Annotated in this window: 27 protein-coding genes and 1 tRNA gene; 18 read left to right on the top strand and 10 right to left on the bottom strand. The window is 68.9% G+C overall.

Annotated elements, in window-relative coordinates:
- Positions 1 to 399 precede the first annotated feature (399 nt).
- Both ACZ69Q_RS26275 and ACZ69Q_RS26270 read left to right on the top strand, forming a co-directional pair.
- Positions 400 to 1,926 carry an RDD family protein gene (locus tag ACZ69Q_RS26275; RefSeq protein WP_471046181.1) on the top strand — a complete coding sequence of 509 codons (1,527 nt, stop codon included), beginning with the start codon at positions 400 to 402 and terminating at the stop codon, positions 1,924 to 1,926.
- 90 nt (positions 1,927 to 2,016) lie between these two features.
- Positions 2,017 to 2,676: an RDD family protein gene (locus ACZ69Q_RS26270; protein WP_471046180.1), complete on the top strand. Its 660-nt coding sequence runs from the start codon at positions 2,017 to 2,019 to the stop codon at positions 2,674 to 2,676.
- A gap of 6 nt (positions 2,677 to 2,682) precedes the next feature.
- Here the strand turns inward: ACZ69Q_RS26270 and ACZ69Q_RS26265 are convergent, their stop codons facing one another.
- The gene (locus ACZ69Q_RS26265) at positions 2,683 to 2,934 is read right to left on the bottom strand and encodes a hypothetical protein (RefSeq protein WP_471046178.1); all 252 of its coding nucleotides are present in this window, start codon (positions 2,932 to 2,934) and stop codon (positions 2,683 to 2,685) included.
- Positions 2,935 to 3,328: 394 nt separating this feature from the next.
- On the opposite strand from ACZ69Q_RS26265, the gene ACZ69Q_RS26260 reads away from it, so the two are divergent.
- Positions 3,329 to 5,677: an immune inhibitor A domain-containing protein gene (locus tag ACZ69Q_RS26260; RefSeq protein ID WP_471046176.1), complete on the top strand. Its 2,349-nt coding sequence runs from the start codon at positions 3,329 to 3,331 to the stop codon at positions 5,675 to 5,677.
- A gap of 121 nt (positions 5,678 to 5,798) precedes the next feature.
- Positions 5,799 to 6,143 carry a hypothetical protein gene (locus tag ACZ69Q_RS26255; RefSeq protein WP_030945905.1) on the top strand — a complete coding sequence of 115 codons (345 nt, stop codon included), beginning with the start codon at positions 5,799 to 5,801 and terminating at the stop codon, positions 6,141 to 6,143.
- Between the two features lie 126 nt (positions 6,144 to 6,269).
- Here the strand turns inward: ACZ69Q_RS26255 and ACZ69Q_RS26250 are convergent, their stop codons facing one another.
- On the bottom strand, positions 6,270 to 6,860 hold the full coding sequence (locus ACZ69Q_RS26250) for an isochorismatase family protein (RefSeq protein WP_471046174.1): 591 nt from the start codon (positions 6,858 to 6,860) through the stop codon (positions 6,270 to 6,272).
- Positions 6,861 to 6,998: 138 nt separating this feature from the next.
- The gene (locus ACZ69Q_RS26245; RefSeq protein WP_471046173.1) at positions 6,999 to 8,357 is read right to left on the bottom strand and encodes a nicotinate phosphoribosyltransferase; all 1,359 of its coding nucleotides are present in this window, start codon (positions 8,355 to 8,357) and stop codon (positions 6,999 to 7,001) included.
- A 93-nt stretch (positions 8,358 to 8,450) separates the two neighbouring features.
- Here ACZ69Q_RS26245 and clpS point away from each other — a divergent pair, with 93 nt between their 5' ends.
- The 7 genes from clpS to ACZ69Q_RS26210 all read left to right on the top strand — a co-directional run bounded on the left by clpS (position 8,451) and on the right by ACZ69Q_RS26210 (position 13,328).
- The gene (gene clpS / locus ACZ69Q_RS26240) at positions 8,451 to 8,768 is read left to right on the top strand and encodes an ATP-dependent Clp protease adapter ClpS (RefSeq protein ID WP_030945914.1); all 318 of its coding nucleotides are present in this window, start codon (positions 8,451 to 8,453) and stop codon (positions 8,766 to 8,768) included.
- A gap of 49 nt (positions 8,769 to 8,817) precedes the next feature.
- The gene (locus ACZ69Q_RS26235; protein ID WP_471046171.1) at positions 8,818 to 9,426 is read left to right on the top strand and encodes a DUF2017 domain-containing protein; all 609 of its coding nucleotides are present in this window, start codon (positions 8,818 to 8,820) and stop codon (positions 9,424 to 9,426) included.
- A 340-nt stretch (positions 9,427 to 9,766) separates the two neighbouring features.
- Positions 9,767 to 11,203 carry an amino acid permease gene (locus ACZ69Q_RS26230; protein ID WP_471046169.1) on the top strand — a complete coding sequence of 479 codons (1,437 nt, stop codon included), beginning with the start codon at positions 9,767 to 9,769 and terminating at the stop codon, positions 11,201 to 11,203.
- Between the two features lie 206 nt (positions 11,204 to 11,409).
- A complete protein-coding gene (locus tag ACZ69Q_RS26225; protein WP_471046167.1) occupies positions 11,410 to 11,832 on the top strand; it encodes a M67 family metallopeptidase in 423 nt (140 codons plus the stop codon).
- Positions 11,833 to 11,912: 80 nt separating this feature from the next.
- Positions 11,913 to 12,008, top strand: a complete 96-nt coding sequence (locus ACZ69Q_RS26220) for a putative leader peptide (RefSeq protein WP_311737150.1) — start codon at positions 11,913 to 11,915, stop codon at positions 12,006 to 12,008.
- Between the two features lie 85 nt (positions 12,009 to 12,093).
- Positions 12,094 to 12,372 (top strand): MoaD/ThiS family protein, encoded by a 279-nt coding sequence (locus ACZ69Q_RS26215; RefSeq protein WP_471046165.1) that lies wholly within the window; start codon positions 12,094 to 12,096, stop codon positions 12,370 to 12,372.
- A 5-nt stretch (positions 12,373 to 12,377) separates the two neighbouring features.
- The gene (locus tag ACZ69Q_RS26210) at positions 12,378 to 13,328 is read left to right on the top strand and encodes a PLP-dependent cysteine synthase family protein (RefSeq protein WP_471046164.1); all 951 of its coding nucleotides are present in this window, start codon (positions 12,378 to 12,380) and stop codon (positions 13,326 to 13,328) included.
- Positions 13,329 to 13,372: 44 nt separating this feature from the next.
- Here the strand turns inward: ACZ69Q_RS26210 and ACZ69Q_RS26205 are convergent, their stop codons facing one another.
- Positions 13,373 to 13,909 (bottom strand): type II toxin-antitoxin system PemK/MazF family toxin, encoded by a 537-nt coding sequence (locus ACZ69Q_RS26205; protein ID WP_471046162.1) that lies wholly within the window; start codon positions 13,907 to 13,909, stop codon positions 13,373 to 13,375.
- Between the two features lie 275 nt (positions 13,910 to 14,184).
- Between ACZ69Q_RS26205 and ACZ69Q_RS26200 the strand changes: the two genes are divergently transcribed.
- Positions 14,185 to 14,937: an MBL fold metallo-hydrolase gene (locus ACZ69Q_RS26200; RefSeq protein WP_471046160.1), complete on the top strand. Its 753-nt coding sequence runs from the start codon at positions 14,185 to 14,187 to the stop codon at positions 14,935 to 14,937.
- A gap of 116 nt (positions 14,938 to 15,053) precedes the next feature.
- On the opposite strand, the gene ACZ69Q_RS26195 is transcribed toward ACZ69Q_RS26200, so the two are convergent.
- Positions 15,054 to 16,307 carry a PTS transporter subunit EIIC gene (locus ACZ69Q_RS26195; protein WP_359442906.1) on the bottom strand — a complete coding sequence of 418 codons (1,254 nt, stop codon included), beginning with the start codon at positions 16,305 to 16,307 and terminating at the stop codon, positions 15,054 to 15,056.
- 123 nt (positions 16,308 to 16,430) lie between these two features.
- Positions 16,431 to 17,723 carry a PTS transporter subunit EIIC gene (locus ACZ69Q_RS26190; protein ID WP_471046158.1) on the bottom strand — a complete coding sequence of 431 codons (1,293 nt, stop codon included), beginning with the start codon at positions 17,721 to 17,723 and terminating at the stop codon, positions 16,431 to 16,433.
- Between the two features lie 150 nt (positions 17,724 to 17,873).
- Here ACZ69Q_RS26190 and ACZ69Q_RS26185 point away from each other — a divergent pair, with 150 nt between their 5' ends.
- From ACZ69Q_RS26185 to rdgB, 4 genes are all read left to right on the top strand, one after another.
- Positions 17,874 to 18,107, top strand: a complete 234-nt coding sequence (locus tag ACZ69Q_RS26185; protein WP_030610403.1) for a PTS sugar transporter subunit IIB — start codon at positions 17,874 to 17,876, stop codon at positions 18,105 to 18,107.
- Between the two features lie 85 nt (positions 18,108 to 18,192).
- Positions 18,193 to 18,948, top strand: coding sequence for a ribonuclease PH (gene rph / locus ACZ69Q_RS26180; RefSeq protein ID WP_471046156.1), 756 nt, complete (start codon positions 18,193 to 18,195; stop codon positions 18,946 to 18,948).
- 147 nt (positions 18,949 to 19,095) lie between these two features.
- Entirely contained in the window at positions 19,096 to 19,500 is a 405-nt protein-coding gene (locus ACZ69Q_RS26175) for a hypothetical protein (protein WP_471046154.1), read from the top strand.
- Positions 19,501 to 19,657: 157 nt separating this feature from the next.
- Positions 19,658 to 20,260 carry an RdgB/HAM1 family non-canonical purine NTP pyrophosphatase gene (rdgB, locus tag ACZ69Q_RS26170; protein WP_471046152.1) on the top strand — a complete coding sequence of 201 codons (603 nt, stop codon included), beginning with the start codon at positions 19,658 to 19,660 and terminating at the stop codon, positions 20,258 to 20,260.
- A gap of 51 nt (positions 20,261 to 20,311) precedes the next feature.
- Here rdgB and ACZ69Q_RS26165 read toward each other — a convergent pair.
- The 3 genes from ACZ69Q_RS26165 to ACZ69Q_RS26155 form a co-directional block, all read right to left on the bottom strand.
- Positions 20,312 to 20,386 (bottom strand) — tRNA-Leu (locus ACZ69Q_RS26165).
- 15 nt (positions 20,387 to 20,401) lie between these two features.
- On the bottom strand, positions 20,402 to 21,073 hold the full coding sequence (locus ACZ69Q_RS26160; protein WP_471046150.1) for an HNH endonuclease signature motif containing protein: 672 nt from the start codon (positions 21,071 to 21,073) through the stop codon (positions 20,402 to 20,404).
- Entirely contained in the window at positions 21,070 to 21,732 is a 663-nt protein-coding gene (locus ACZ69Q_RS26155) for an HNH endonuclease signature motif containing protein (RefSeq protein ID WP_471046353.1), read from the bottom strand. Before ACZ69Q_RS26155 ends, ACZ69Q_RS26160 begins: the two co-directional genes overlap by 4 nt.
- 148 nt (positions 21,733 to 21,880) lie before the next feature.
- Between ACZ69Q_RS26155 and ACZ69Q_RS26150 the strand changes: the two genes are divergently transcribed.
- Positions 21,881 to 22,393, top strand: coding sequence for a GNAT family N-acetyltransferase (locus ACZ69Q_RS26150; protein ID WP_471046148.1), 513 nt, complete (start codon positions 21,881 to 21,883; stop codon positions 22,391 to 22,393).
- On the opposite strand, the gene bcp is transcribed toward ACZ69Q_RS26150, so the two are convergent.
- Complete coding sequence (bcp, locus tag ACZ69Q_RS26145) at positions 22,374 to 22,841, bottom strand: thioredoxin-dependent thiol peroxidase (RefSeq protein ID WP_471046146.1); 468 nt, start codon at positions 22,839 to 22,841, stop codon at positions 22,374 to 22,376. The two genes, ACZ69Q_RS26150 and bcp, sit on opposite strands and share 20 nt — an antisense overlap.
- Before the next feature lie 95 nt (positions 22,842 to 22,936).
- On the opposite strand from bcp, the gene ACZ69Q_RS26140 reads away from it, so the two are divergent.
- Complete coding sequence (locus tag ACZ69Q_RS26140) at positions 22,937 to 23,266, top strand: DUF3618 domain-containing protein (protein WP_471046144.1); 330 nt, start codon at positions 22,937 to 22,939, stop codon at positions 23,264 to 23,266.
- The last annotated feature ends 15 nt before the right edge of the window (positions 23,267 to 23,281 follow it).

The following is a 23,281-nucleotide window of genomic DNA, read 5'->3' as shown; positions in this document are numbered from 1 at the left end:
CCTGAACAGCCGCCGTCGGTCGGAGTTCCGGGGGTGTGCCGGCGGCGTGTCGTGCCGGGGTTCCGGTCGTGTGAAGTACGTGTACGAGGTTGCCCGGAAAGGGGTGGGTCCGGCGGGACCGGCGGTGGTTGTTGCGTCGGTCTGGCTGTGCTTTCCCGGGGGATAACCCCCGGACCCCCAGCCGACAGAGCGAGGTCGCCGTTGCCTGAACAGCCGCCGTCGGTCGGAGTTCCGGGGGTGTGCCGGCGGCGTGTCGTGCCGGGGTTCCGGTCGTGTGAAGTACGTGTACGAGGTTGCCCGGAAAGGGGTGGGTCCGGCGGGACCGGCGGTGGTTGTTGCGTCGGTCTGATAGATGTGGAGGCCCTCATTTGACCCACGAGCAGATACCGGACGACGGACATGAGCGCCCCAACCCCGGCCCCCGGTGACGACCGGCCCCGCGAAGGGTATTACCCGGACCCGTCCATTCCTGGATATGTCCGGTACTGGAACGGTGCCTCCTGGGTGCCGGGCACCAGCCGTCCGGCGCCCACGGACGGCGAGACGCTCGCCCCGCCGCCGGGTGCGCAGCCGGCCCAGGCCCCCTCGGTGGAGGAGACCGGCCCGCACTTCTTCGACGAGGAGCCCGCGCCGGGCGGTGTCCAGCACGGCAGCCGTCCCGAGCCGGCGTCCGCCTGGGGTGCCGACTCCGCCCACCAGGCCGGCTTCGGCGGTGACCAGGACCGCCGTGTCTCCTGGGGGCAGCCCGAGCCCGATCCGCGGGACCCGCGGGCGGTGGCCCACCCCGACGGGCACGCCGCGCGCACCGACGGCACGGCCGCGATCCCGCCCGCCGAGCCGGACGCGGACTCCGGCGGTGTCGCCTCCGGCGACACGTTCATGATCCGCAGGCCCGTCGCCGGGGCCGGCGCAGCACGGTCCACCGGCGCCTCGGGGCAGCCCACTCCCGGCATCCCGAGCCCCGCCCCCGCCGACGGCACCATGGCCATCCGCGCCGTGTCCCCGCGCACGGGGCAGCAGGGCGGGGCGGCCGGGGCGCAGGCCGGAGGCACGGGCGCGTCCGCCGTCCCGGGCGCCGCACATGCGGACGCAGAGCGCCCCGGCGCGGCCGGCGCCCCCCAGGGCCCCGGCTTCGGCGCCGGAAAGGCCGCCGCGGAGCGCGCCGCGGGGGCCCAGTCACAGGCCCAGGCGGCCGCTGGAGCCGGGAGTGCCGCCCAGGCGTCCGCCGGTGCCCCCGAGGGTCTTCCCGGCCCGCAGCAGGCCGCTCCGAGCGTCCCCCGCCAGTCCGCCGGCCCGCCCATGACGTCGGGCGCCGGCGGCGGACAGTCCTCCTGGGCACAGCAGGTCCACCGGCTCGCGGGCCCCACCGACGAGGACCAGCCCGTCGCCCCCTGGAAGCCTCCGGTCCTGGACCCCTTCCAGGCCGCCGCCCTGCGCCAGTCCGCCGCCCGCCCAGCGAACCTCGCCAAGCGGCTGGCCGCCCGGCTGCTGGACACCGTCGTGCTGGCCGCCGTCACCGCGGTGGCCGCCGTACCGCTCGGCACCAAGGCCATGGACCACGTCGACGACAAGATCGACGCCGCCAAGCTCTCCGGCGAGACGGTCACCGTATGGCTGCTGGACGGCACGACGTCCGTGTATCTCGGCGTCATCCTGGCCGTGCTGCTCCTGTTCGGCGTGGTCTACGAGGCGCTGCCCACCGCCAAGTGGGGCCGCACGCTGGGCAAGAAGCTGCTCGGCCTTGAGGTGCGGGACATCGAGGGGCACGAGCCCCCGCAGTTCGGCATGGCCCTGCGCCGCTGGCTCGTCTACAGCGTCCCCGGCCTGCTCGTCGTCGGCGTCGTCGGCGTGCTGTGGTGCGTGTTCGACCGGCCGTGGCACCAGTGCTGGCACGACAAGGCGGCGCATACGTTCGTCGCGGGCTGACCCGTACGGCGCACGTCCCAGACGATTTACGTACTCCGGACGGCCCCGCGCCGGATGCGGAACCGCGGGGTTCGCGGTCGACTCGGGGCCATGAGCAGCGAACCGCCTCCCGGTTCCGGGCAGCAGCCCCCGGAAGACGACAGGTTCAGGAAGCAGCCCCCGCCGCCCGGGGGCTCGGGTTCGCCGTACGGTGATCAGCCTCCGTACGGCGGCCAGCCCCCGCCTCCGCACGGCGGCGGCGGTCCCTACGGCGGTGATCCGTACGGTGGCGGCGGTTATCCCGCCGACCCCCTCGCCGGGATGCCGCCGCTGGCCGACAGCGGCAAACGCACGGTGGCCCGCATCCTCGACATGATCCTGGTGGGCGTCGTCGTCTGGCTGCTCACCTGGGGATTCGGCGTCACCGAACTCGACGTGGACACCGACAAGGTGGAGTACGGCAAGTCCCTCGGGCAGTCGGCGATCGCCGCCGTGCTCTACATCGCCTACGACACCGTCATGACCGTCAGGGACGGGCAGACCCTCGGCAAGAGGCTGTTCAAGCTGCGGGTCGCCAACCTCGACAACGGCGCCACGCCGTCCGTGCAGACTTCACTGATCCGCGCGGCGGTCCTGTGGATCCCGTTCGCGTTCTGCTGTGCCTGCATCTGGACGGCGATCTGCGGCGGCTGGAGTTACTTCGACCGGCCCTACAAACAGGGTCTGCACGACAAGGCGGCGAAGACGGTGGTGGTCAGCACCGGCAGTTGACGAAGGTCAGGACTGCGAGAGCGCGGGCTCCTCCGCCTTCTGCTGTTCCGCGCCGGCGGGCTTGCGCACCGCCACCACGCGGGTCTTCTTCGGGATGGGTACCGTCATGGCGACCAGGAGGCCGAGCATGAGCGCCGCTACGGCGATGACCGCGATCCCCACACCCGAACTGGTCTGTGACAGCAGCAGCATGGCGAGCGTAGAGAAGATCACGGTGCACGAGCCGTAGGAGAGCTGTGCGGCAGTCGGACGAGGCATGATCATCGTGTCCTCGGAATCAGGGGTGCACGGGGGTCTCGGCCTGGCTTTCCGCCGACGTCCGGGCGTTCCGCCATCCGACTCTAACCGCGTGCATGCCCGAGAGGAACAAACCGTAAGCGTGACCTAACCAACAGTGCCGGTGCACAGGGGGCGCACGGAGTCATGGCGTCCAGCAAGTGGACAGCGCCGCGCGCCTGTTCGGAAAAGATCGTTGTTCGCTAAACGAACATCAACTCCGCATAATGCAATTGACCTGTTCAAGTCAAGGTCTGTTTTTTCTGCTTAACCTCTAGTCAAATGTCGTCACTTGACTACACGCGTTGATCACGCGCGCGGATCCTCCATGACCAGGACCCTCCTTCCGCGCGCCCGGCGCGGGGGAGGATCTCAAGTGACCAGTAGACCCTGGACGTTCAGAGCGGCGGCAACCGCCGTCGCGCTCGCCACGGCGGCGGCAACCTTCTCGACCTTCGCGGTGGCTCAGGCCGACGAAGGCGCACCCGCCTCCGTGGAGCGGCACGACCCGGCGGACAACACCCACGCCGAGCACAACCTCGACGGCCCGATGAGCAAGACTCAGGAGGCCCAGCGCGAGGAAGCCCTGAACCAGGTCATATCCGGCGATGCCAAGGTGACCAAGCGCGATGGCTCGCAGGTCGTCCAGCTCAAGAGCAAGAAGGGCGACAGCAAGTACGTCGAGCTCGGCCGCGAGAAGACCGACAAGATCTTCACGATCCTGGTGGAGTTCGGCGACAAGGCCAGCGAGTTCGGCGGCACGCCCGGCCCGCTGCACAACCAGATAGCCGAGCCCGACCGGGCCAAGGACAACTCGACCGCCTGGCAGGCGGACTACAACCAGAAGCACTTCCAGGACCTGTACTTCGGTTCCGGCAAGAAGACCGAGTCGGTCAAGAAGTACTACGAGAAGCAGTCCTCCGGCCGCTACTCGGTCGAGGGCGAGGTCTCCGACTGGGTCAAGGTCCCCTACAACGAGGCCCGCTACGGCAACAACGCCTGCGGCCAGACCAACTGCTCCAGCGTCTGGAACGTCGTCAGCGACGGCCTGAGCGCGTGGGTCGCCCAGCAGAAGGCGGCTGGGAAGACCGACGCCGAGATCAAGGCGGACGTCAAGCAGTTCGACCAGTGGGACCGCTACGACTTCGACGGCGACGGCGACTTCAACGAGTCCGACGGCTACATCGACCACTTCCAGGTCGTGCACGCCGGTGAGGACGAGTCCGCGGGCGGCGGCGCCCAGGGCACCGACGCGATCTGGGCCCACCGCTGGTACGCGTTCGGCACCGACGCGGGTGCCACCGGCCCCGAGGGCAACAAGCTGGGCGGCGCGAAGATCGGCGACACCGGCATCTGGGTCGGCGACTACACGGTCCAGCCGGAGAACGGCGGCCTGGGTGTCTACGCCCACGAGTACGGCCACGACCTCGGTCTGCCGGACCACTACGACACCACCGGCAACGGCGACAACTCCACCGGCTTCTGGACCCTGATGTCCTCCGGTTCCTGGCTCGGGACCGGCAAGAGCGAGATCGGTGACCTGCCCGGCGACATGACCGCCTGGGACAAGCTCCAGCTCGGCTGGCTCAAGTACGACACCGCCAAGGCCGCCACGAGCTCGTGGCACAAGCTGGGTGTCGCCGAGTACAACACCAAGCACAAGCAGGGTCTCGTGGTCGAGCTGCCCAAGAAGCGGGTCACCACCCAGATCGTGCAGCCGGCGCAGGGTGCGAACCAGTGGTGGAGCGGCAGCGGCGACAACCTCGCCAACACGCTGACCCGTTCCGTGGACCTCACGGGCAAGTCCGCCGCCTCGCTGACGCTGGACGGCTGGTACGACATCGAGGCCGAGTTCGACTACCTCTACACCGAGGTCTCGACCGACGGCGGCGCCAACTGGACCGCGGTCGACGGCACCGTCGACGGCGCGGCCATCCCGAAGGACGCCAGCGGCAAGCCCGCGCTGACCGGCTCGGTGGACGCGTACAAGAAGCTGGTCTTCCCGCTCGACGCCTACGCGGGCAAGAAGATCGACCTGCGCTTCCGCTACCAGACGGACGGCGGCGTGGCCCAGAAGGGCTTCGCGGCCGACCAGATCACCGTGACCGCCGACGGCACGGCCGTGTTCTCCGACAACGCCGAGAGCGCTGACGCCGCTTGGAAGACCAAGGGCTTCTCCCGCATCGGCGCGTCCATCACGGACGACTACGCGCAGTACTACATCGCCGAGAACCGTCAGTACGTGTCGTACGACAAGACCCTGAAGACCGGCCCGTACAACTTCGGCTTCGCCGGGGTCCGTCCGGACTGGGTGGAGCACTACGCGTACCAGAACGGCCTGTTGATCTGGAAGTGGGACACCTCCCAGGCGGACAACAACACCAGCGTGCACCCCGGTGTCGGCCTGGTCCTGCCGATCGACTCGCACCCGGCGGCGCTGAAGTGGGCCGACGGCACGGTGATGCGCAACCGCATCCAGTCCTACGACTCGCCCTTCAGCAAGTTCCGCACGGACGGCATCAACCTGCACAACGCCGACGTGCTGACCAAGATCCCGTCGAGTGCGGGGGTGTCGGTCTTCAACGACCGCACCAACACGTACTACGACGCGCTGACCCCGACCGCGGGCGTCAAGATCACTGACACCAACACCAAGATCAAGATCGTCAAGGAGGCCAAGAACGGCTCGACGATCGAGCTCGAGGTCGGTCCTGCGGTGAAGTAATCACCATCTTCGCAGGTCAGAGCATGATCGGCGGCAACCCCTTGGCGGGTTGCCGCCGGTCGTGTTTAGGTGCACCCTGTGCTTGCCTTATTGACACCGACTCGCACGGGGGTGTGACCGCATGGCCGCAGGAGGTTTCTGCAAGCTGCCGACCGGCAGCGTGGTGGTGGCTCTGAATCTGCCCAGACCCACCGCCGACGGCACGGGCTGCGTCCGTGTCCTCGTCCACGCCCAGAACCGCGCCCGAGCCCTGACCAGGCTCCGCAACCTGGGCATGCGCGCCGTCTACCTGCGCGGCAACGCCGCCCCACCGACCCCGGACGAGATCACGGCGGTCCTCCACCACCCCGACGGCCTCATATGGCGAACGGCCCCCGACAACGGTGTCGCAACGGCCCCGGACCTGATGCAGGAACTGTGGCACCCGATCCGCGCACTGCTAAGACGCCCCGCTGCAACGCCTTAAGGGGCGCGGGGAACTGCGCGACAAGCCACGATGGCAGCAGCCGGCGGACACACGCCCTGCAGAATCATCGCGAGTCGCTCGAGGCCCAGGCCCGTGTCGACCGATCGCGGCACTACCTGCGAAGCACTACGCCACGACCGGCTTCCCGGACAGCTCCACGCCCGCTTCCCGCATCTCCTCCAGCGCCCGCTCAGTGGTCTCCGTGGCCACCCCCGCGGTCAGGTCCAGCAACACCTGCGTACGGAACCCCTCCCGCGCGCCGTCCAGCGCGGTGGCGCGAACGCAGTGATCCGTCGCGATCCCCACCACGTCCACCTCCGAGACCTCCCGGGCCCGCAGCCAGTCCGCCAGCTTCACGCCGTTCTCGTCGGCCCCCTCGAACCCGCTGTAGGCCGCCGCGTACGCCCCCTTGTCGAAGACGGCGTCGATCGCACCCGAGGCCACCGCCGGGGCGAAGTTCGGGTGGAACCCGACCCCCTCCGTGCCCGCGACGCAGTGCGCCGGCCAGGAGTGCCGGAAGTCGGGGTGGGCGGAGAAGTGGCCGCCGGGCGCGATGTGGTGGTCGCGGGTGGCCACGACGTGCTGGTAGCCCGACCCGGCCGCCTGCCCGATCAGCTCGGTGACGGCGGCGGCCACGTCGGCACCGCCGGCCACGGCGAGGCTGCCCCCCTCGCAGAAGTCGTTCTGCACGTCTACGACGATCAAGGCGCGGCGCATGGTCGGTGTCCTTCGGTTATGGACGCTGGGGTCGGGACGCTGAAAACGGTGCCGGCCCGGCCGGTGAACTTCCGAGCCTAGAGACTTCGGGTGCGGTGCGGGAGGGGGCATGGGGTGAGCACGCCGGGCGCGCTCGCTTCACGCCCCCGCGGGGCTCCCCGAGCGCCCGTTGACATACTCGGTCGGAATGACAGGTTCCCCGCGCGAGAGCTGCGTGGCGGACAGCGGCAGGTTGGCCCGCGCGGCCGCATGCCGGTCCCGTACGGCGTCCAGCGGCTCCCGCGCCACCACGGCCCCGCCCTTGACCAGCTCGACCAGCAACTGCCGGTCGGCCAGCTCGGCCGGCACCGCTTCCGTGCCGATGACCTCGGCCTCCGCGACGCCGTACTCGTCCAGGCGCCGCGCGGCCCACTTGCGGCCGCCGATGGAGGTCTTGCCGCCGGTCGACTTCTTCGCGACCGGCACCAGCGGCGCGCCGGCCCCGGCGGACTCGGCGCGGGCGACCAGCTTGTAGACCATCGAGCAGGTCGGATGCCCGGAGCCGGTGACGAGCTGGGTGCCGACGCCGTACGCGTCCACGGGCGCCGCGGCCAGCGAGGCGATGGCGTACTCGTCCAGGTCCGAGGTCACGATGATCCGGGTGCCGGTCGCGCCCAGCTCGTCCAACTGCTGGCGGACCCGGTGCGCGACCAGCAGCAGGTCGCCCGAGTCGATGCGGACGGCGCCCAGCTCGGGCCCGGCGACCTCCACGGCCGTACGGACCGCCTCGGCGACGTCGTAGGTGTCCACGAGCAGCGTGGTGCCGCGGCCCATGGAGTCCACCTGCGCCTGGAAGGCGTCCCGCTCGCGGTCGTGCAGCAGGGTGAAGGCGTGCGCGCTGGTACCGACCGTGGGGATGCCGTAGCGGAAGCCGGCGGCCAGGTCGGAGGTGGAGGCGAAGCCGCCGACGTACGCGGCCCGGGAGGCGGCCACGGCGGCCAGCTCGTGGGTGCGCCGGGCGCCCATCTCGATGAGCGGGCGCGCCCCGGCCGCCGAGGACATGCGGGAGGCCGCCGCGGCGATCGCGGAGTCGTGGTTGAGGATGGAGAGGATCACCGTCTCCAGCAGCACGCACTCGGCGAAGGTGCCCTCCACCCGCATGATCGGCGAACCGGGGAAGTACACCTCGCCCTCGGGGTAGCCCCAGACGTCACCGGAGAACCGGTACCGCGCGAGCCAGGCGAGGGTCTGCTCGTCGACTATCTTCCGTTCGCGCAGGAAGCCGAGCACGTCCGCGTCGAAGCGGAAGTTCTCGACGGCGTCCAGGACCCGGCCGGTGCCGGCCACGACGCCGTAGCGCCGCCCGTTGGGCAGCCGCCGGGTGAAGACCTCGAACACGCTCCGCCGCTCGGCGGTGCCCGCCTTCAGCGCTGCCTGAAGCATCGTGAGCTCGTACTGGTCCGTGAAGAGCGCCGTCGAGGGAACGTCCACCGGCAGCCCAAGGTCCGCTGTGTTCATGACTGAGGATCGTACCCCCATCTCGTCAGTCTGACGATTTGGTCTCCCCGGGTTCGCCGAGGATTTGTGCGACCACCCCCCTCCGGTGGCAGCATGGGCACTGTGACGTCACCCGCTCCCGTAGAGATCGAACGCACCGAAGCGGCGGAGGAGACCTTCGCCGTCCCCGAGCCGGACGTCCCCTGGGTCACGATCGTGCACAACGACCCGGTCAACCTCATGAGCTACGTGACCTACGTCTTCCAGTCGTACTTCGGCTATCCCAAGGACAAGGCCACCAAGCTCATGCTCGACGTCCACCACAAGGGCCGGGCGGTCGTCTCCAGCGGTACCCGCGAGGAGATGGAACGCGACGTGCAGGCCATGCACGGCTACGGCCTGTGGGCCACCCTTCAGCACGACCGCAAGTGACCGCCCCATGACCGCTCGCCCGCAGGACCGGAAGTAGCGAATCGCCTCCATGCCAGGAACCTTCGAACCGCTCCCCGGCGGCGGCGCGGCCGTCGCCCTCGACGACGTCGAGATCTCCATCATCCGGTCGCTGGCCGTGCAGCTCCTGGAGCTCATCGGTCCCGGCCCCGCCGAGGACGCCCCCGACGACCCGCTCGCCGAGCTGTTCGCCGAGGGCCCGAGCGAACCGCCGGCCGACCCGGTTCTCAAGCGCCTGTTCCCGGACGCCTACAGCGACCCCGAGGGCACCTCGCAGGCCAAGGAGGCCGAGGAGCAGCGGGCGTACTCCGCGGAGTTCCGCCGCTACACCGAGAACGACCTGCGGTCCGGCAAGCGGGACAACGCGCTGGCGGTGGTCCGGTCCCTGGACGCGCTCAGCACCGACTCCGCCGGTGAGGGCGGCGCGGTGCTCAAGCTCTCCGTGGAGGAGTCCCAGCAGTGGCTCGGCGCGCTGAACGACCTGCGCCTTGCCATCGGTTCCCGGCTGGAGATCACCGACGAGGACGACACCGACCTGCTCTACCGGCTCCCGGACGAGGATTCGCGCAAGCCGATGGTGATGGCGTACCTGTGGCTCGGAGGGCTCCAGGAGACGCTGGTCGCCACGCTCATGCCGTAGTTTGCGACCTTCTTGTGCCGAAGTGTGACGAATTTGTGTTCGCTCAGCGGACGCTCAAATCCGGATAACGATCGCATCACTGCCGCCACCCGCTATGGGAGACGGCAGTGTCTTTTGTCCGGTTCTTCCTGTGGGATGCGCCACATGAGCAGCCCCCGATCACTGTTGCGGCCGTGATAAATCTTCACGACGCCCGGCGAACACCACCCGAATGTTCGGCCGGGTGCGCCATGCGGCCGGCGGATCGTCGGCCAGGCACAGCTCCAGAAGTCCGGGGGGATCGAAACCCGATCCGGGGCCGACGTGGGTCCGGGTCGGCATGGAGAAAGGCGCACTACACATGACCTCTGCGAAGGTCACCGACGACCAGGCCACGGGTGCCCCGGAAGAGGGGTACGAGCGAGGTCTCGGCAGCCGTCAGGTCCAGATGATCGCGATCGGCGGTGCCATCGGCGTCGGCCTCTTCCTGGGCGCCGGTGCGAACATCGCCAAGGCCGGCCCCAGTCTCATCCTGATGTACGCCCTCGCCGGCATCATCATCTTCTTCATCATGCGGGCACTCGGTGAGCTTCTGCTCTACCGCCCGGTCTCGGGTTCCTTCGCGGAGTACTCCCGGGAGTTCCTCGGCCCGTTCTTCGGCTATTTCACCGGCTGGACGTACTGGCTGATGTGGGTGGTCACCGGCATGGCCGAGCTCACGGCCGCCGCGATCTACGTCAACTACTGGTTCCCGGACGTCCCGCAGTGGGTCACCGCCCTGGTCTTCCTGGTGATCCTGTTCGCCGTCAACCTGATCTCCGTGAAGCTCTTCGGTGAGCTGGAGTTCTGGTTCTCGATGGTCAAGGTCACCGCCCTCATCGGCATGATCGTCATCGGTCTCGGCGTGCTCACCTTCGGCTTCAGCTCCGCCGGCGACACCGCCGCGGTCTCCAACCTGTGGGCCTTCGACGGCTTCTTCCCCAAGGGCATCGGCTCGTCCCTGATGACCCTCCAGGGCGTCATGTTCGCCTACCTCGCGGTCGAGCTGGTCGGCGTCACGGCCGGTGAGTCGGAGGACCCGGAGAAGACCCTCCCCAAGGCGATCAACACGCTGCCGTGGCGTATCGCGCTGTTCTACGTCGGCGCCCTCACCGTCATCCTGTGCGTGGTGAAGTGGACCGAGTTCGCGGAGGGCGTCAGCCCCTTCGTGAAGGCGTTCGCGATGATCGGCATCCCGGCCGCCGCCGGCATCGTCAACTTCGTCGTGCTGACGGCCGCCCTGTCGTCCTGCAACTCCGGCATGTACTCCACCGGCCGCATGCTGCGCAACCTCGCCGACAGCGGTGAGGCCCCCCGGGTCTTCTCGAAGCTGTCCTCCACCAAGACCCCGGCCCTCGGCATCTTCGTCTCGGTGCTGTTCATGGGCATCGGCGTGGTCCTGAACTACGTCGTCCCGGAGAAGGCGTTCGGCTACGTCACCTCCATCGCCACCGCGGCCGGCATCTGGACCTGGCTGATGATCCTGATCAGCCACGTCCTCTACCGCCGCCAGGTCGTCGCGGGCCGGCTGCCCGCCTCGTCCTTCCCGGCGCCGGGCGGTTCGGTGTGCAGTTGGATCGCCATCGCGTTCCTGCTCTTCGTCACCGGCCTGATCGCGTACGACGCCGACGCCCGCGTCTGCCTGTACGTGATGGCCGGCTGGGCCGCCGCCCTGGGCATCGGCTGGGTGGTCCTCAAGAGCCGCAACCCGCAGATCACCGCCCGCGGCGACGAGCCGGAGCTCGAAAAGGTCGGCTGACACAGGACCGTGGACGTCCCGTCGCAGGGGGCACTCGTGGCGCCCCCGCGACCGCCGCTCAGGCGTCCACACCCCAGGACGTCCCCACGTCCGGCATTTGGGCCGCTCCGTACCACCCTTCGGTACGGAGCGGCCCTTCTGCTTACCCGCCCGTCTCCCGCCACCACCCCGAACGAGCGCTTCGGGCGCCTGCATACTCTTGGAACATGCTGACCATCACGCAGGCCCTCGTCGACCAGATCGTCGCCCACGCCCGCAAGGACCACCCCGACGAGGCGTGCGGCGTCGTCGCGGGCCCGGCCGGCTCGGACCGCCCCGAGCGCTTCATCCCGATGCTGAACGCGGCCATGTCGCCCACGTTCTACGAGTTCGACTCGGGCGACCTGCTCAAGCTCTACCGCGAGATGGACGACCGCGACGAGGGGCCGGTGGTCATCTACCACTCCCACACGGCGACGGAGGCCTACCCGTCCCGTACCGACATCTCCTACGCCAACGAGCCGGACGCACACTACGTCCTGGTCTCCACCGCGGACACCGACGGCCTCGGCGACTTCCAGTTCCGCTCCTTCCGGATCGTGGAGGGCGAGGTGACGGAGGAGGAGGTCACGGTGGTGGAGTCGTACTGAATCCCACCATGCGGTCAGAATCCATCCAGCATGCGAGATCACACTCCAGGGCCGCGACAGGGAATCGATACGATGACCCCATGGTTCTGAACGACGTGAGCGACAAGGCGCCGAGCGTGCTGCTCGTGGCGCGGCTGCACGTCGACCTGTGCAGGCTGAACAGCGCCATCTGTTGATGTTTCCTGCCGCCGTACGGCCGTGAGCCGCGGCGTGCCGTCGTGCGCCCATCGACCCCTTAACTCCCGACAGGAGCCCGCAACCATGGCCATCGAGGTCCGCATCCCCACCATCCTCCGCACCTACACCGACGGTCAGAAGGCGGTGGAGGGCAACGGGGACACCCTCGCCGCGCTGTTCACCGACCTCGAGACCCGGCATGCGGGCATCCAGGCCCGCATCGTGGACGCCGGCGAGCTGCGCCGCTTCGTCAACGTCTACCTGAACGACGAGGACGTCCGCTTCCTCGACGGCATCAACACCAAGCTCGCCGACGGCGACAACGTCACGATCCTGCCGGCCGTGGCCGGCGGCATGGCCTGATCCACATGCGCTACGACTCCCCGCTCGCCGCGGTGGGCAACACCCCTCTGGTGCGCCTGCCGCGGTTGTCGCCGTCCGAGGACGTCCGCATCTGGGCCAAGCTGGAGGACCGCAACCCCACCGGCTCGGTCAAGGACCGTCCCGCCCTGCACATGATCGAGCAGGCGGAGAAGGACGGCCGCCTCACCCCGGGCTGCACGATCCTGGAGCCGACCAGCGGCAACACCGGCATCTCGCTGGCGATGGCCGCGAAGCTCAAGGGCTACCGCATGGTGTGCGTGATGCCCGAGAACACCTCGCAGGAGCGCCGGGACCTGCTCGGCATGTGGGGCGCGGAGATCATCTCGTCCCCGGCGGCCGGCGGCTCCAACACCGCCGTACGGGTCGCCAAGGAACTCTCGGCCGAGCACCCCGACTGGGTGATGCTGTACCAGTACGGCAACCCCGACAACGCGGGCGCCCACTACGCCACGACCGGCCCGGAGATCCTCGCCGACCTCCCCTCCGTCACCCATTTCGTCGCCGGCCTCGGCACCACCGGCACGCTGATGGGCGTCGGCCGCTACCTGCGCGAGCAGAAGCCCGACGTGAAGATCGTCGCCGCCGAACCGCGCTACGACGACCTGGTCTACGGCCTGCGCAACCTCGACGAGGGCTTCGTCCCCGAGCTGTACGACGCCTCCGTCCTGACCACCCGCTTCTCGGTCGGCTCGGCCGACGCGGTCACCCGCACCCGTGAACTCCTCCAGCAGGAGGGCATCTTCGCGGGCGTCTCCACCGGTGCCGCCCTGCACGCGGCGATCGGTGTCGGCAACAAGGCGCTGAAAGCGGGGGAGAGCGCGGACATCGTGTTCGTCGTCGCCGACGGCGGCTGGAAGTACCTCTCGACGGGCGTCTACACGGCGGCCACGACCGAGGAAGCGATCGAGACCCTCCAGGGTCAGCTCTGGGCATGAGCGGCGCCCCGTGAGGGGCCGGCCCCGACCGCTTCGCGGAGCGCCTATGTGGCGAGGTGACGGACCTGGTCCCACACGACCGGGTCCATCACTCCCACCCGCCGCCGGAAGTCCCACACCGGTACCTGCCGCAGCTCGCCCGTCTCCAGGAAGCTCGCCCGCCCGCGGGCGTCGCCGACCGCGCCAGGCGGCAGCGGGATCACTCCGTACCGTTCGTCCCGGTACTTGCTGGTGATCTTCGCGACGGTGACCTGGTGCCCGCGCACCGCCAGCACCAGACACGGCCGGTCCTTCGCCCGCCCGTCTCCCACCGCCGCCGTGCCCGGGGCTCCTCCAGTGCCCGATGCCCGGGGCGACCCCCGTCGTGCCGCACCTTCAGACTCCGGCCCGTCTTCGTAGGGCACCCGCGCCCACCAGATCTCGGCGGGCTCCGGACGCGCCGACCCCCGCCCGACGGGCCGCCCGGGCGGCCGGGTCCTGCTGCCCCTGGGCCGCGTGCCGCGCCCCCACCCGTCCACGAGCGTGGCGATCACAGCGAGCAGTACCACCGCCACGAGCGCCGGCCACCAGGACGTGTCCATGAGGAGAAGGTACCGGCGCGCACCCACCCGCGCGCGCCTTCTTCCCCGCCTTCTTTGCCCTTCGCCACGACCGTGTGCGAGTGCTTCGCACGCACCTGCCGTTACTCGCGTCCCATATCCAGCCGAACGCGTGACACCACAGGTGAGTTCGCCCACAACAGACCTTTGCGGAGGAGCGACCGGAGGTTTTGCGCCTTACGCTCGACAAACCGCACGACCCCCGACGCCCCAATTCCCGATCTTCTGGATTTCCCGCCAGCGGAGGTTTCTGTTTCATGAAGCTCACCGTCGTCGGCTGCTCGGGGTCGTTCCCGTCCGCGGAATCGGCCTGCTCGAGCTACCTCGTCGAGGCCGACGGCTTCCGGTTGCTTCTCGACATGGGCAACGGTGCCCTTGGCGAGCTGCAGCGCCACTGCGGTCTCTACGACCTCGACGCGATCTTCCTCAGTCATCTGCACGCCGACCACTGCATCGACATGTGCGCGTACTTCGTCGCGCGCTACTACCGGCACGACGGCGGCCGCTGCGACCCGATCCCGGTCTACGGCCCCGAGGGCACCGAGCAGCGCCTGACCACCGCCTACGCCGACACCCCCACCGCCTCGTCCATGAGCGAGGTCTTCGACTTCCACACGGTCAAGCCGTCCACCTTCGAGATCGGCCCCTTCACGGTGCACACCGAACGCGTGGCCCACCCGGTGGAGGCGTACGGCATCCGCATCGAGCACGGTGGAAGGACGCTGACCTACTCGGGCGACACGGGCATCAGCACCGCCCTGGACGAACTCGCCCTCGACGCGGATCTGTTCCTGTGCGAGGCGGCTTTCACGCACGGCAAGGAGAACATCCCCGACCTGCACCTCAACGGCCGTGAGGCAGGTCAGTCGGCGGCCCGCGCGGGCGCCCGCCGGCTGGTCCTCACCCACATCCCGCCGTGGACCGACCCCCAGGTCAACCTCGCCGACGCGCGCGAGGTCTACGACGGTCCGGTGGAGCTCGCGGCGCCGAGGCAGACGTACGAGATCTAGTCTTTCGAGCACAGCCCGTACGGGGTTCAGGCCCGTATGCGCGAGAAAGGCCCCGGAACCTTTTCGGTTCCGGGGCCTTCGTCATGCCGTACGGCTCAGTGCCCTATGGCTGTGGCTCACGCCTTGGTGAGGTCCTCGAGCTCCTCCTCGGGCTCGCGGCCCGGGGTGGGCAGGTTCCACTTCGTGATGGCGAAGCGGAAGACGGAGTAGTAGATCGCGGCGAAGACGAGGCCGATCGGGATGATCAGCCATGGCTTGGTCGCCAGGTTCCAGTTGAGCGCGTAGTCGATGAAGCCCGCGGAGAAGGTGAAGCCCGCGTGGACGCCGAGCGCCCAGGTGATCGCCATCGACAGGGCGGTGAGCACCGCGTGGATCACGTACAGCACCGGGGCGATGAACATGAACGCGAACTCGATGGGCTCGGTGACGCCGGTGACGAAGGAGGTCAGGGCGAGCGAGATCATCATGCCCATCACGGCCTTGCGGCGCTCGGGGCGGGCGCAGTGGGCGATGGCGATGGCGGCGGCCGGCAGGCCGAACATCATGATCGGGAAGAAGCCCGACATGAACTGACCGGCGGTCGGGTCACCCGCGAAGAAGCGGTTCAGGTCGCCGTGCACGATCTCACCGGCGGCGTCCTTGAAGTCACCGAGCTGGAACCAGGAAACGGTGTTCACGAACTGGTGCATGCCGACCGGGATCAGCGCGCGGTTGATCAGGCCGAACAGACCCGCGCCGACGGCGCCGAGACCGGTCATCCACTCGCCGAAGTCGGAGATGACCTCACCGATCGGCTCCCAGACCAGGCCGAAGAAGACACCCATGACGGTGCCGACGAAGGCCATGATGATCGGGACGAGACGGCGGCCGTTGAAGAAGCCGAGCCAGTCGACCAGCTTGGTGCGGTGGTAGCGCTGCCACAGCACGGCGGCCAGCAGACCCATGATGATGCCGCCGAGGACACCGGGGTTGTTGTAGGTCGCGGCTATGTCCGCGCCGGCCTGGACCTTCGCCTCGGTGACCGGGAACGCCTTCAGCACGTTGCTGTAGACCAGGAAGCCGACGAGCGCGGCGAGGGCGGTCGAGCCGTCCGACTTCTTGGCGAAGCCGATCGCGACACCGATACAGAACAGCATCGGCAGGTTGTCGAAGATCGCGCCACCGGCGGTGGCGAACACGGCGGCGACCTTGTCCCAGCCGAGCCCGTCCTTGCCGAACACGTCGGCCTGGCCGAAGCGGAGCAGGAGACCCGCGGCCGGGAGCACGGCGATCGGGAGCTGAAGGCTGCGGCCGACCTTCTGAAGGCCCTGGAACAGGCCGGATCCCCACTTCTTTGTGGGGGCCGCCGTTGGCGAGGTGGCGGTGCTCATAGACTTCCTCCATCGGGTGGTGGTCTACACCACTCAGTGGTGTAGACCTGTTGTAGCACGATGAAGGTGAGATAAGGAACCCGCGATTCCCAAGGGTTTTCTGGACCGTTATCAAGCCCTATTTCAGACCTTTGTCACGTCCTCGACCTGGTCCTCGGGTTCTCGGCCCGGCGCCTTGAGATCGAACTTCGTGATCGCGAAGCGGAAGATCACGTAATAGACGACGGCGAAGCACAGGCCGATCGGAATCATCGCCCAAGGTCTCGTCGCCAGGTTCCAGTTGATGATGTAGTCGATCAGACCGGCCGAGAAGCTGAAGCCGTCGTGGACGCCCAGGCCCCAGGTGACCGCCATCGACACGCCCGTCAGCAGCGCGTGCATCGCGTACAGCAGCGGGGCGACGAACAGGAACGAGTACTCGATCGGTTCCGTGATGCCGGTGACGAAGGACGTCAGGGCCACCGAGAGCATGAGGCCGCCGACCTCCTTGCGGCGGCTCGGCCTGGCGCAGTGGGTCATGGCGAGGGCCGCCGCCGGCAGCGCGAACATCATGATCGGGAAGAAGCCCGAGGTGAACTGGCCGGCGTCCGGATCGCCCGCGAGGAACATGTTGATGTCGCCGTGCACCACCGTGCCGTCCGGCTTGGTGAAGGTGCCGAACTGGAACCAGATGGGCACGTTGAGGAACTGGTGCAGTCCCACGACCAGCAGCGCCCGGTTGGCGATGCCGAACACGCCCGCGCCCCAGGAGCCCAGGTCGCTCATCCAGTCGCTGAAGCTCTCCAGCGCGTCACCGATCGGCGGCCACACCCACAGGCACAGCGCCGCGAACGCGATCGCCACGAACGCCATGATGATGGGGACGAGCCGCCGGCCGTTGAAGAAGCCGAGCCAGTCCACCAGCTTCGTACGGTGGAAACGGGCCCAGAAGAAGGCGGCCAGCAGGCCGATCACGATGCCGCCGAACACGCCCGGGTTCTGGTACTCGAAGACCGTCACCGTGCCGTCCTGCACCTGGCAGCCGACGTTCGGGACCGCCTTCGAGCCCTCGGGGCAGTCCTCCGGGAACTGGCGCAGCACGTTGTAGTAGACGAGGAACCCCGCGACCGCCGCCAGCGCCGTCGAGCCGTCGGACTTCCTCGCCATGCCGATGGCCACACCCACGCAGAACAGCAGCGGCAGCCCGAGCGAACCGTCCAGCAGCGCGCCGCCCGCACCCACCATCACCTTGGAGACATCGGTCCAGCCGAGGCCGTCGTCGCCGAACACGTCCGGCTGGCCGAGGCGGTTGAGGATGCCGGCGGCGGGCAGGACGGCGATCGGGAGCTGGAGGCTGCGCCCCATCTTCTGCAGCCCCTGGAACGCGGTGTTCCAACGGGCGCGCGCAGGGCTGATGGCGGAGCTGTCGGCACTCATGGACGCCCCTCGGTAAGGTGGTGTAGACCAGTTGACGGACGGTTCCGCTGTCGTGAACGCCATCCTTCGGCACGGCCGAGGGGACCGCTCGCGAAGATGGGCCAACTGTGGGTTACTGCGACAAAGCGGTTCGGATCAGGGAGAAGGAACATGGCCAGCAAGGCTGAGAAGATCGTCGCCGGGCTCGGTGGCATCGACAACATCGAGGAGATCGAGGGCTGCATCACCCGGCTGCGCACCGAGGTCAGCGACGCCTCGCTGGTCGACGAGGCCGCCCTGAAGGCCGCAGGCGCCCACGGCGTCGTGAAGATGGGCACCGCCATCCAGGTCGTCATCGGCACCGACGCCGACCCGATCGCGGCGGAGATCGAAGACATGATGTGAGCGCGTGAGCTCACCGAAGGGGCCGCCCCCAGGCGAACGAAGCCGCGGGAGCGGCCCCTTCCCCGTGTACGGCTAGGCTCACGCCATGGCAGCTACCCCCTCAAATCCCCGAATCGACGGCCGCACCCCCGAGCAGCTCCGCCCGGTCACCATCGAACGCGCCTGGAGCAAGCACGCAGAGGGCTCCGTCCTCGTCTCCTTCGGCGACACCAAGGTCCTGTGCACCGCCTCCTTCACCGAAGGCGTCCCGCGCTGGCGCAAGGGCAGCGGCGAGGGCTGGGTCACCGCGGAGTACGCCATGCTGCCCCGCGCCACCAACACCCGCGGCGACCGCGAGTCCGTCCGGGGCAAGATCGGCGGCCGTACGCACGAGATCAGCCGCCTCATCGGCCGCTCCCTGCGCGCGGTCATCGACTACAAGGCGCTCGGCGAGAACATGATCGTCCTCGACTGCGACGTCCTCCAGGCCGACGGCGGCACCCGCACCGCGGCCATCACCGGCGCCTACGTCGCCCTCGCCGACGCCATCGCCTGGGCCCAGGGCAAGAAGCTGATCAAGCCCGGCCGCAAGCCGCTCACCGGCACCGTCAGCGCCGTCTCGGTCGGCATCGTCGGCGGCGTCCCGCTCCTCGACCTCTGCTACGAGGAGGACGTCAAGGCCGACACCGACATGAACGTCGTCTGCACCGGCGACGGCCGCTTCGTCGAGGTCCAGGGCACCGCCGAGGCCGAGCCCTTCGCCCGCGAGGAGCTCAACGCCCTTCTGGACCTTGCCGTTTCCGGCTGCGGGGAGCTGGCGGAACTCCAGCGCAAGGCGCTTGATACCGTCCTCGAAAAGTAAAGGGCACGCCAAGAGCCGTCGAGGCCGCGGGCAACCGCGCCGCCCTCTCCGGCGTCATTGGGGGTACGGGCGTACGGCACACCGCTGTGCGCCCGGCCAGTGCACAACGGGGGCCTGCGAGGCCTGAGCAGGGAGGGGACGTCAAGCATGGCCACGAGCCGACGACGCCGGAGCCGTATCGCCATAGCCGCCGCAGCCATCGCGGCAGTCGGGCTGACGGCCGGGCTGACCACCGGCTGCGACGCCGTCAACAAGGCGCTGGACTGCGTCCAGACCGCCGACGCCATCGCCGACAGCGTCACGGAACTCCAGCAGGCCGTGGAGAGCGCCGCGAACGACCCGACGCAGCTCGAGGAGTCGCTGACCTCCATCGACAAGAACCTCGACAAGATCGGCGACAAGACCGACAACACCGACGTCAACAAGGCGGTGGACGACCTCCAGAAGGCCGTCACCAACGTCCGTGACGCGGTCAAGAACGGCGACGAGACCCCCGACATCAGCCCGGTCACGGAAGCGGCCGGCGAGCTGACGAAGGTCTGCACGCCGTAACGCTGCGCTGGCTGGACCGAGAGCGTCTGCATGGTTGCGGCGCCCGGTCCGGCGCGGGTGCGTCATGGCCGGTCGCGCCCACGCGGCGGAGCCGCTCATGTCACAGCCCCGCGCCCCTGTCGGGGCGCGGCCCGGCGCCGCTCACTACTGTGTGGCCATGACCCGCCTCATCCTCGCCACCCGTAACGCCGGGAAGATCACCGAGCTCCGGGCGATCCTCGCCGACGCAGGTCTCGATCACGACCTCGTCGGCGCGGACGCCTACCCGGAGATCCCCGACGTCAAGGAAACCGGCGTCACCTTCGCCGAGAACGCGCTGTTGAAGGCCCACGCCCTGGCCCAGGCGACCGGACTGCCCGCCGTCGCCGACGACTCCGGCCTGTGCGTCGACGTCCTCAACGGCGCCCCCGGCATCTTCTCGGCCCGCTGGTCCGGCCGGCACGGCGACGACAAGGCCAACCTGGACCTGCTGCTGGCCCAGCTCTCCGACATCGACGACATCCACCGCGGCGCCCACTTCGCCTGCGCCGCCGCACTCGCCCTGCCGGACGGCACGGAGCGGGTCGTCGAGGGACAGCTCAGGGGCGTCCTGCGGCATGTCCCCGCCGGCACCAACGGCTTCGGATATGACCCCGTCCTCCAGCCGGAGGGAGAGAGCAGGACCTGCGCCGAGCTGAGCCCCGATGAGAAGAACGCCATCAGCCACCGGGGCAAGGCGTTCCGGGCGCTGGTGCCGGTGGTGCGGGAGCTGTTGGCTTGAGCATGTACGCCGAAGGGCGCCTCTCCCGTTGGATTGGCGCCCGTCGTATCGTGGGCCCGGTGGGACTCGAACCCACGACACACCGGACCTAAACCGGCGCCCTCTAGCCTGCTGGGGTACGGGCCCGCAGCGGTGCCTACTCTACTGGGCGCTACGGACAGCTCGCTGGCCACCTCGGCACCAGGTGCTGGTGATGGCGTGGCAGTTGGGGCAGAGCAACCGCAGGTTCTCCTGCCGGTCGTCGCTCCAGTCCCCGTTGATGTGATCGACCTCCAGGGTCATGGGTTTGCCAAGCCACTCTGGGCCGACTCCGCACCGGGCGCACCTTTCGGGTACGCCGACTTCGCGGAGCGCGCGACGTAGGAGCGAGGTCTTCGTCCGGAACTTGGCGTCGTGCTTCACCAGCACGTCCTCCGGGCGTTTGGCGGTCGCGCTCGGTTTGCCCCGTTGGTGGGCTTGCCCCAGAAAGTGCGAGGTGTCGAGGCCGTCCTCGGTCACCCACTGGTGGAACAGCGTGCGGGACTGGCCGGTGCGAGGTCGTCCCAGGGCACGGAGCGCACCTGCGATGGATGTCGCCTCGCGGACAGCACGCCGCAGCTCTTCCGGGGCTGGTTTCGGGTGCGGCTCCCCGGCCCGCCTCCGGCGGGGGAAGTGTGAGATGTCGATGCCGAAGTGCTCGAAGCGCTCATACAGGTGCCGACGAAGACTGCGGTACGGCCTGGTGCCCATGAAGGCGATGACCTCGTCGATGTCGGAACACTGCGCGGCGGCTTCAGCCAGTCGCTCGTGGGTGTACTCCATGCCGGTGGTCATGCGGTGCGGCTCCCGGCACGTCCCTTGCTCCGCCCCCGGTAACTGTCCGTCGTCGAGTGGCAGTTGGGGCAGAGCAGCCGCAGGTTCTCGATTCGGTTGTTCCGCCAGTTGCCGTCGATGTGGTCGACTTCAAGAGGAAGCCGTTCGCCGAGCCACACCGGTTCGATCCCGCACAATGCGCAGTTCTCCGCTACGCCCAGCTCTCGCATCGCCCGCCTGAGCCGACTGCCCGGGATACGCCTGGCTCCGGCCGGGGTGTCCTCGATGAGGATCTCTTCGGCCGTGCGGCGGCGCTGATTGTTCCGCTGCCGCTCAGTGCGGACCACCGGCTTGAAGTGCGAGGTATCGAGGCCGTAGGCCTTGATGCGTCGGGAGATGTTCGTATGGTGGCCCCCGACCACTTCGAGCCCGAGCCCCCGCAGAACCTCGTTGACACTCGTCGACACCGCGACCACCGGCTCCAGGACCTGTCTCGTCCACTTGGCCCCCTCCCGCTCGAAGTGCGAGACGTCCACCCCGAGTTGCTTCATCCGCTCGTGGATGTACCGCCGTCTCCAGCTCTTCGGATCCACCGCCAGCCGCTCGAGCGCCTCCGACAACGTCCGCGCCCCCCGAGCCGCCTCCTCCAGTTGCTCCCTGGTGTACGTGCCGGCGCCCATCGCACCCCTCCGCTCTCGGTCACCTGTTCTTGGCCCGTACGGAGCAACGAACCGGTTGTCGGGTGGTGACGGCGGGGTTGGTATGGTGTGGATCACCACGTGAGCCTTCCGGGCTCGGGCGACCGAGCTGTCCCGGGAGGCTTTTTTCATGACCATTCACAGTCCGGTGCATGTACGCCCGGCCACCCCCGGCGACCGTCCCACCTTCGAACGTCTCTGGCTGCTGTTCCGGCACGACATGTCAGAGTTCGGCGGGCAACTGCCCAACCCGGACGGGACGTTTCGCAGGGAGCGGCTGGAGGCGGCTTTCGCCGACGGCGTCGACTGGGCGCCGTATCTCATCAGCAGGGGCGAGCATCCCGTCGGGTTCGCCTTCGTGCGGGCGATCGGCGGCCCCGTCCGTGTGCTCAACAGCTTCTTCGTCGTGCGGGGAGCGCGACGGGCCGGAGTCGGGTCGTGGGCCGTGCGGGAGGTGGTGCGGCGGTATCCCGGGGACTGGGCGGTCGCCTTTCAGGACGACAACCCCGCGGCCGTACGGTTCTGGCGGCGGGTCGCCGAGGAGCTTGCCCCGGGGGTGTGGAGCGAGGAGCGCAGGCCGGTGCAGGGGCGGCCCGGCCTGGCTCCTGATGTGTGGATCTCGTTCAGATGCCCAGGTCCTTGATGATCTTGGCCACGTGGCCGGTCGCCCGGACGTTGTACAGCGCTCGCTCGACCTTGCCCTCCTCGTCCACGATCACCGTGGACCGGATGACGCCCATGTACGTCTTGCCGTAGTTCTTCTTCTCGCCGTAGGCCCCGTACGCCTCGGTGACGGACTTTTCCGGGTCGGCCACCAGCGTGACCTTCAGGGACTCCTGCTCGCGGAACTTGGCGAGCTTCTCCGGCTTGTCGGGGGAGACGCCGATGACGTCGTAGCCGGCGCCGGCCAGGAGCTCCAGGTTGTCCGTGAAGTCGCAGGCCTGCTTGGTGCAGCCGGGCGTCAGGGCGGCCGGGTAGAAGTAGACGATGACCTTGCGGCCCTTGTGGTCCGACAGGGACACGTCGTTGCCGTCGGCATCGGGCAGGGTGAAGGCGGGGGCCACGTCCCCCGGCTGGAGTCGCTCGCTCATCGAACCAGCGTAACCGGGGAGCCTGACGGTGCGGTCCGGCGAAGAGCTGACAGACTGTCCGCAAACAGCATCAGCTTCACTTCGGAGGCCGTACGGTGGCGGACACGTCGGACACCAGAACACCGGCGCAGATCGAGGCGGACATCAAGGCCCGCCGCGCAGCGCTGGCCGAGACACTCGACGAGATCGGGGTGCGTGTGCACCCGAAGACGATCGTCGGTGACGCGAAGGCCAAGGTGGTCTCCAACATCGACCACACCCTCGGACGGGCCTATGTCGAGGTCAACCGGGTCGTGAGCGATGTGAAGGCCAAGTTCACGGACGAGGAGGGCGCGCCCCGTCTGGAGCGCATCGTGCCCGTCGCGCTCGTCGCCGTCGGCCTCGTGGGGCTGCTGGCGCTGGGGACTCGGCGCCGCAGGGGCTGAGCGGCACTGGACCCG

Source organism: Streptomyces sp. NPDC036764, assembly GCF_055609385.1.
Note: the sequence above shows the minus strand (reverse complement) of the source record. Positions and strands in the feature narration are given on the sequence as shown.

Excerpts from the sequence above, each read along its gene's own strand:
- ACZ69Q_RS26205 (WP_471046162.1), bottom strand. The coding sequence starts at position 13,909 with ATGGACACGTCCTGGTGGCCGGCGCTCGTGGCGGTGGTACTGCTCGCT.
- ACZ69Q_RS26250 (WP_471046174.1), bottom strand. The coding sequence starts at position 6,860 with ATGCGCCGCGCCTTGATCGTCGTAGACGTGCAGAACGACTTCTGCGAG.
- ACZ69Q_RS26220 (WP_311737150.1), top strand. The coding sequence starts at position 11,913 with ATGGTTCTGAACGACGTGAGCGACAAGGCGCCGAGCGTGCTGCTCGTG.
- ACZ69Q_RS26225 (WP_471046167.1), top strand. The coding sequence starts at position 11,410 with ATGCTGACCATCACGCAGGCCCTCGTCGACCAGATCGTCGCCCACGCC.
- bcp (WP_471046146.1), bottom strand. The coding sequence starts at position 22,841 with ATGAGCGAGCGACTCCAGCCGGGGGACGTGGCCCCCGCCTTCACCCTG.
- ACZ69Q_RS26230 (WP_471046169.1), top strand. The coding sequence starts at position 9,767 with ATGACCTCTGCGAAGGTCACCGACGACCAGGCCACGGGTGCCCCGGAA.
- ACZ69Q_RS26215 (WP_471046165.1), top strand. The coding sequence starts at position 12,094 with ATGGCCATCGAGGTCCGCATCCCCACCATCCTCCGCACCTACACCGAC.
- ACZ69Q_RS26195 (WP_359442906.1), bottom strand. The coding sequence starts at position 16,307 with ATGAGCACCGCCACCTCGCCAACGGCGGCCCCCACAAAGAAGTGGGGA.
- rdgB (WP_471046152.1), top strand. The coding sequence starts at position 19,658 with ATGACCCGCCTCATCCTCGCCACCCGTAACGCCGGGAAGATCACCGAG.
- ACZ69Q_RS26255 (WP_030945905.1), top strand. The coding sequence starts at position 5,799 with ATGGCCGCAGGAGGTTTCTGCAAGCTGCCGACCGGCAGCGTGGTGGTG.
- ACZ69Q_RS26175 (WP_471046154.1), top strand. The coding sequence starts at position 19,096 with ATGGCCACGAGCCGACGACGCCGGAGCCGTATCGCCATAGCCGCCGCA.
- ACZ69Q_RS26210 (WP_471046164.1), top strand. The coding sequence starts at position 12,378 with ATGCGCTACGACTCCCCGCTCGCCGCGGTGGGCAACACCCCTCTGGTG.
- ACZ69Q_RS26270 (WP_471046180.1), top strand. The coding sequence starts at position 2,017 with ATGAGCAGCGAACCGCCTCCCGGTTCCGGGCAGCAGCCCCCGGAAGAC.
- ACZ69Q_RS26160 (WP_471046150.1), bottom strand. The coding sequence starts at position 21,073 with ATGACCACCGGCATGGAGTACACCCACGAGCGACTGGCTGAAGCCGCC.
- ACZ69Q_RS26265 (WP_471046178.1), bottom strand. The coding sequence starts at position 2,934 with ATGCCTCGTCCGACTGCCGCACAGCTCTCCTACGGCTCGTGCACCGTG.
- ACZ69Q_RS26245 (WP_471046173.1), bottom strand. The coding sequence starts at position 8,357 with ATGAACACAGCGGACCTTGGGCTGCCGGTGGACGTTCCCTCGACGGCG.
- ACZ69Q_RS26155 (WP_471046353.1), bottom strand. The coding sequence starts at position 21,732 with ATGGGCGCCGGCACGTACACCAGGGAGCAACTGGAGGAGGCGGCTCGG.
- ACZ69Q_RS26275 (WP_471046181.1), top strand. The coding sequence starts at position 400 with ATGAGCGCCCCAACCCCGGCCCCCGGTGACGACCGGCCCCGCGAAGGG.
- ACZ69Q_RS26150 (WP_471046148.1), top strand. The coding sequence starts at position 21,881 with ATGACCATTCACAGTCCGGTGCATGTACGCCCGGCCACCCCCGGCGAC.
- ACZ69Q_RS26190 (WP_471046158.1), bottom strand. The coding sequence starts at position 17,723 with ATGAGTGCCGACAGCTCCGCCATCAGCCCTGCGCGCGCCCGTTGGAAC.
- ACZ69Q_RS26185 (WP_030610403.1), top strand. The coding sequence starts at position 17,874 with ATGGCCAGCAAGGCTGAGAAGATCGTCGCCGGGCTCGGTGGCATCGAC.
- clpS (WP_030945914.1), top strand. The coding sequence starts at position 8,451 with ATGGGCACTGTGACGTCACCCGCTCCCGTAGAGATCGAACGCACCGAA.
- rph (WP_471046156.1), top strand. The coding sequence starts at position 18,193 with ATGGCAGCTACCCCCTCAAATCCCCGAATCGACGGCCGCACCCCCGAG.
- ACZ69Q_RS26200 (WP_471046160.1), top strand. The coding sequence starts at position 14,185 with ATGAAGCTCACCGTCGTCGGCTGCTCGGGGTCGTTCCCGTCCGCGGAA.
- ACZ69Q_RS26235 (WP_471046171.1), top strand. The coding sequence starts at position 8,818 with ATGCCAGGAACCTTCGAACCGCTCCCCGGCGGCGGCGCGGCCGTCGCC.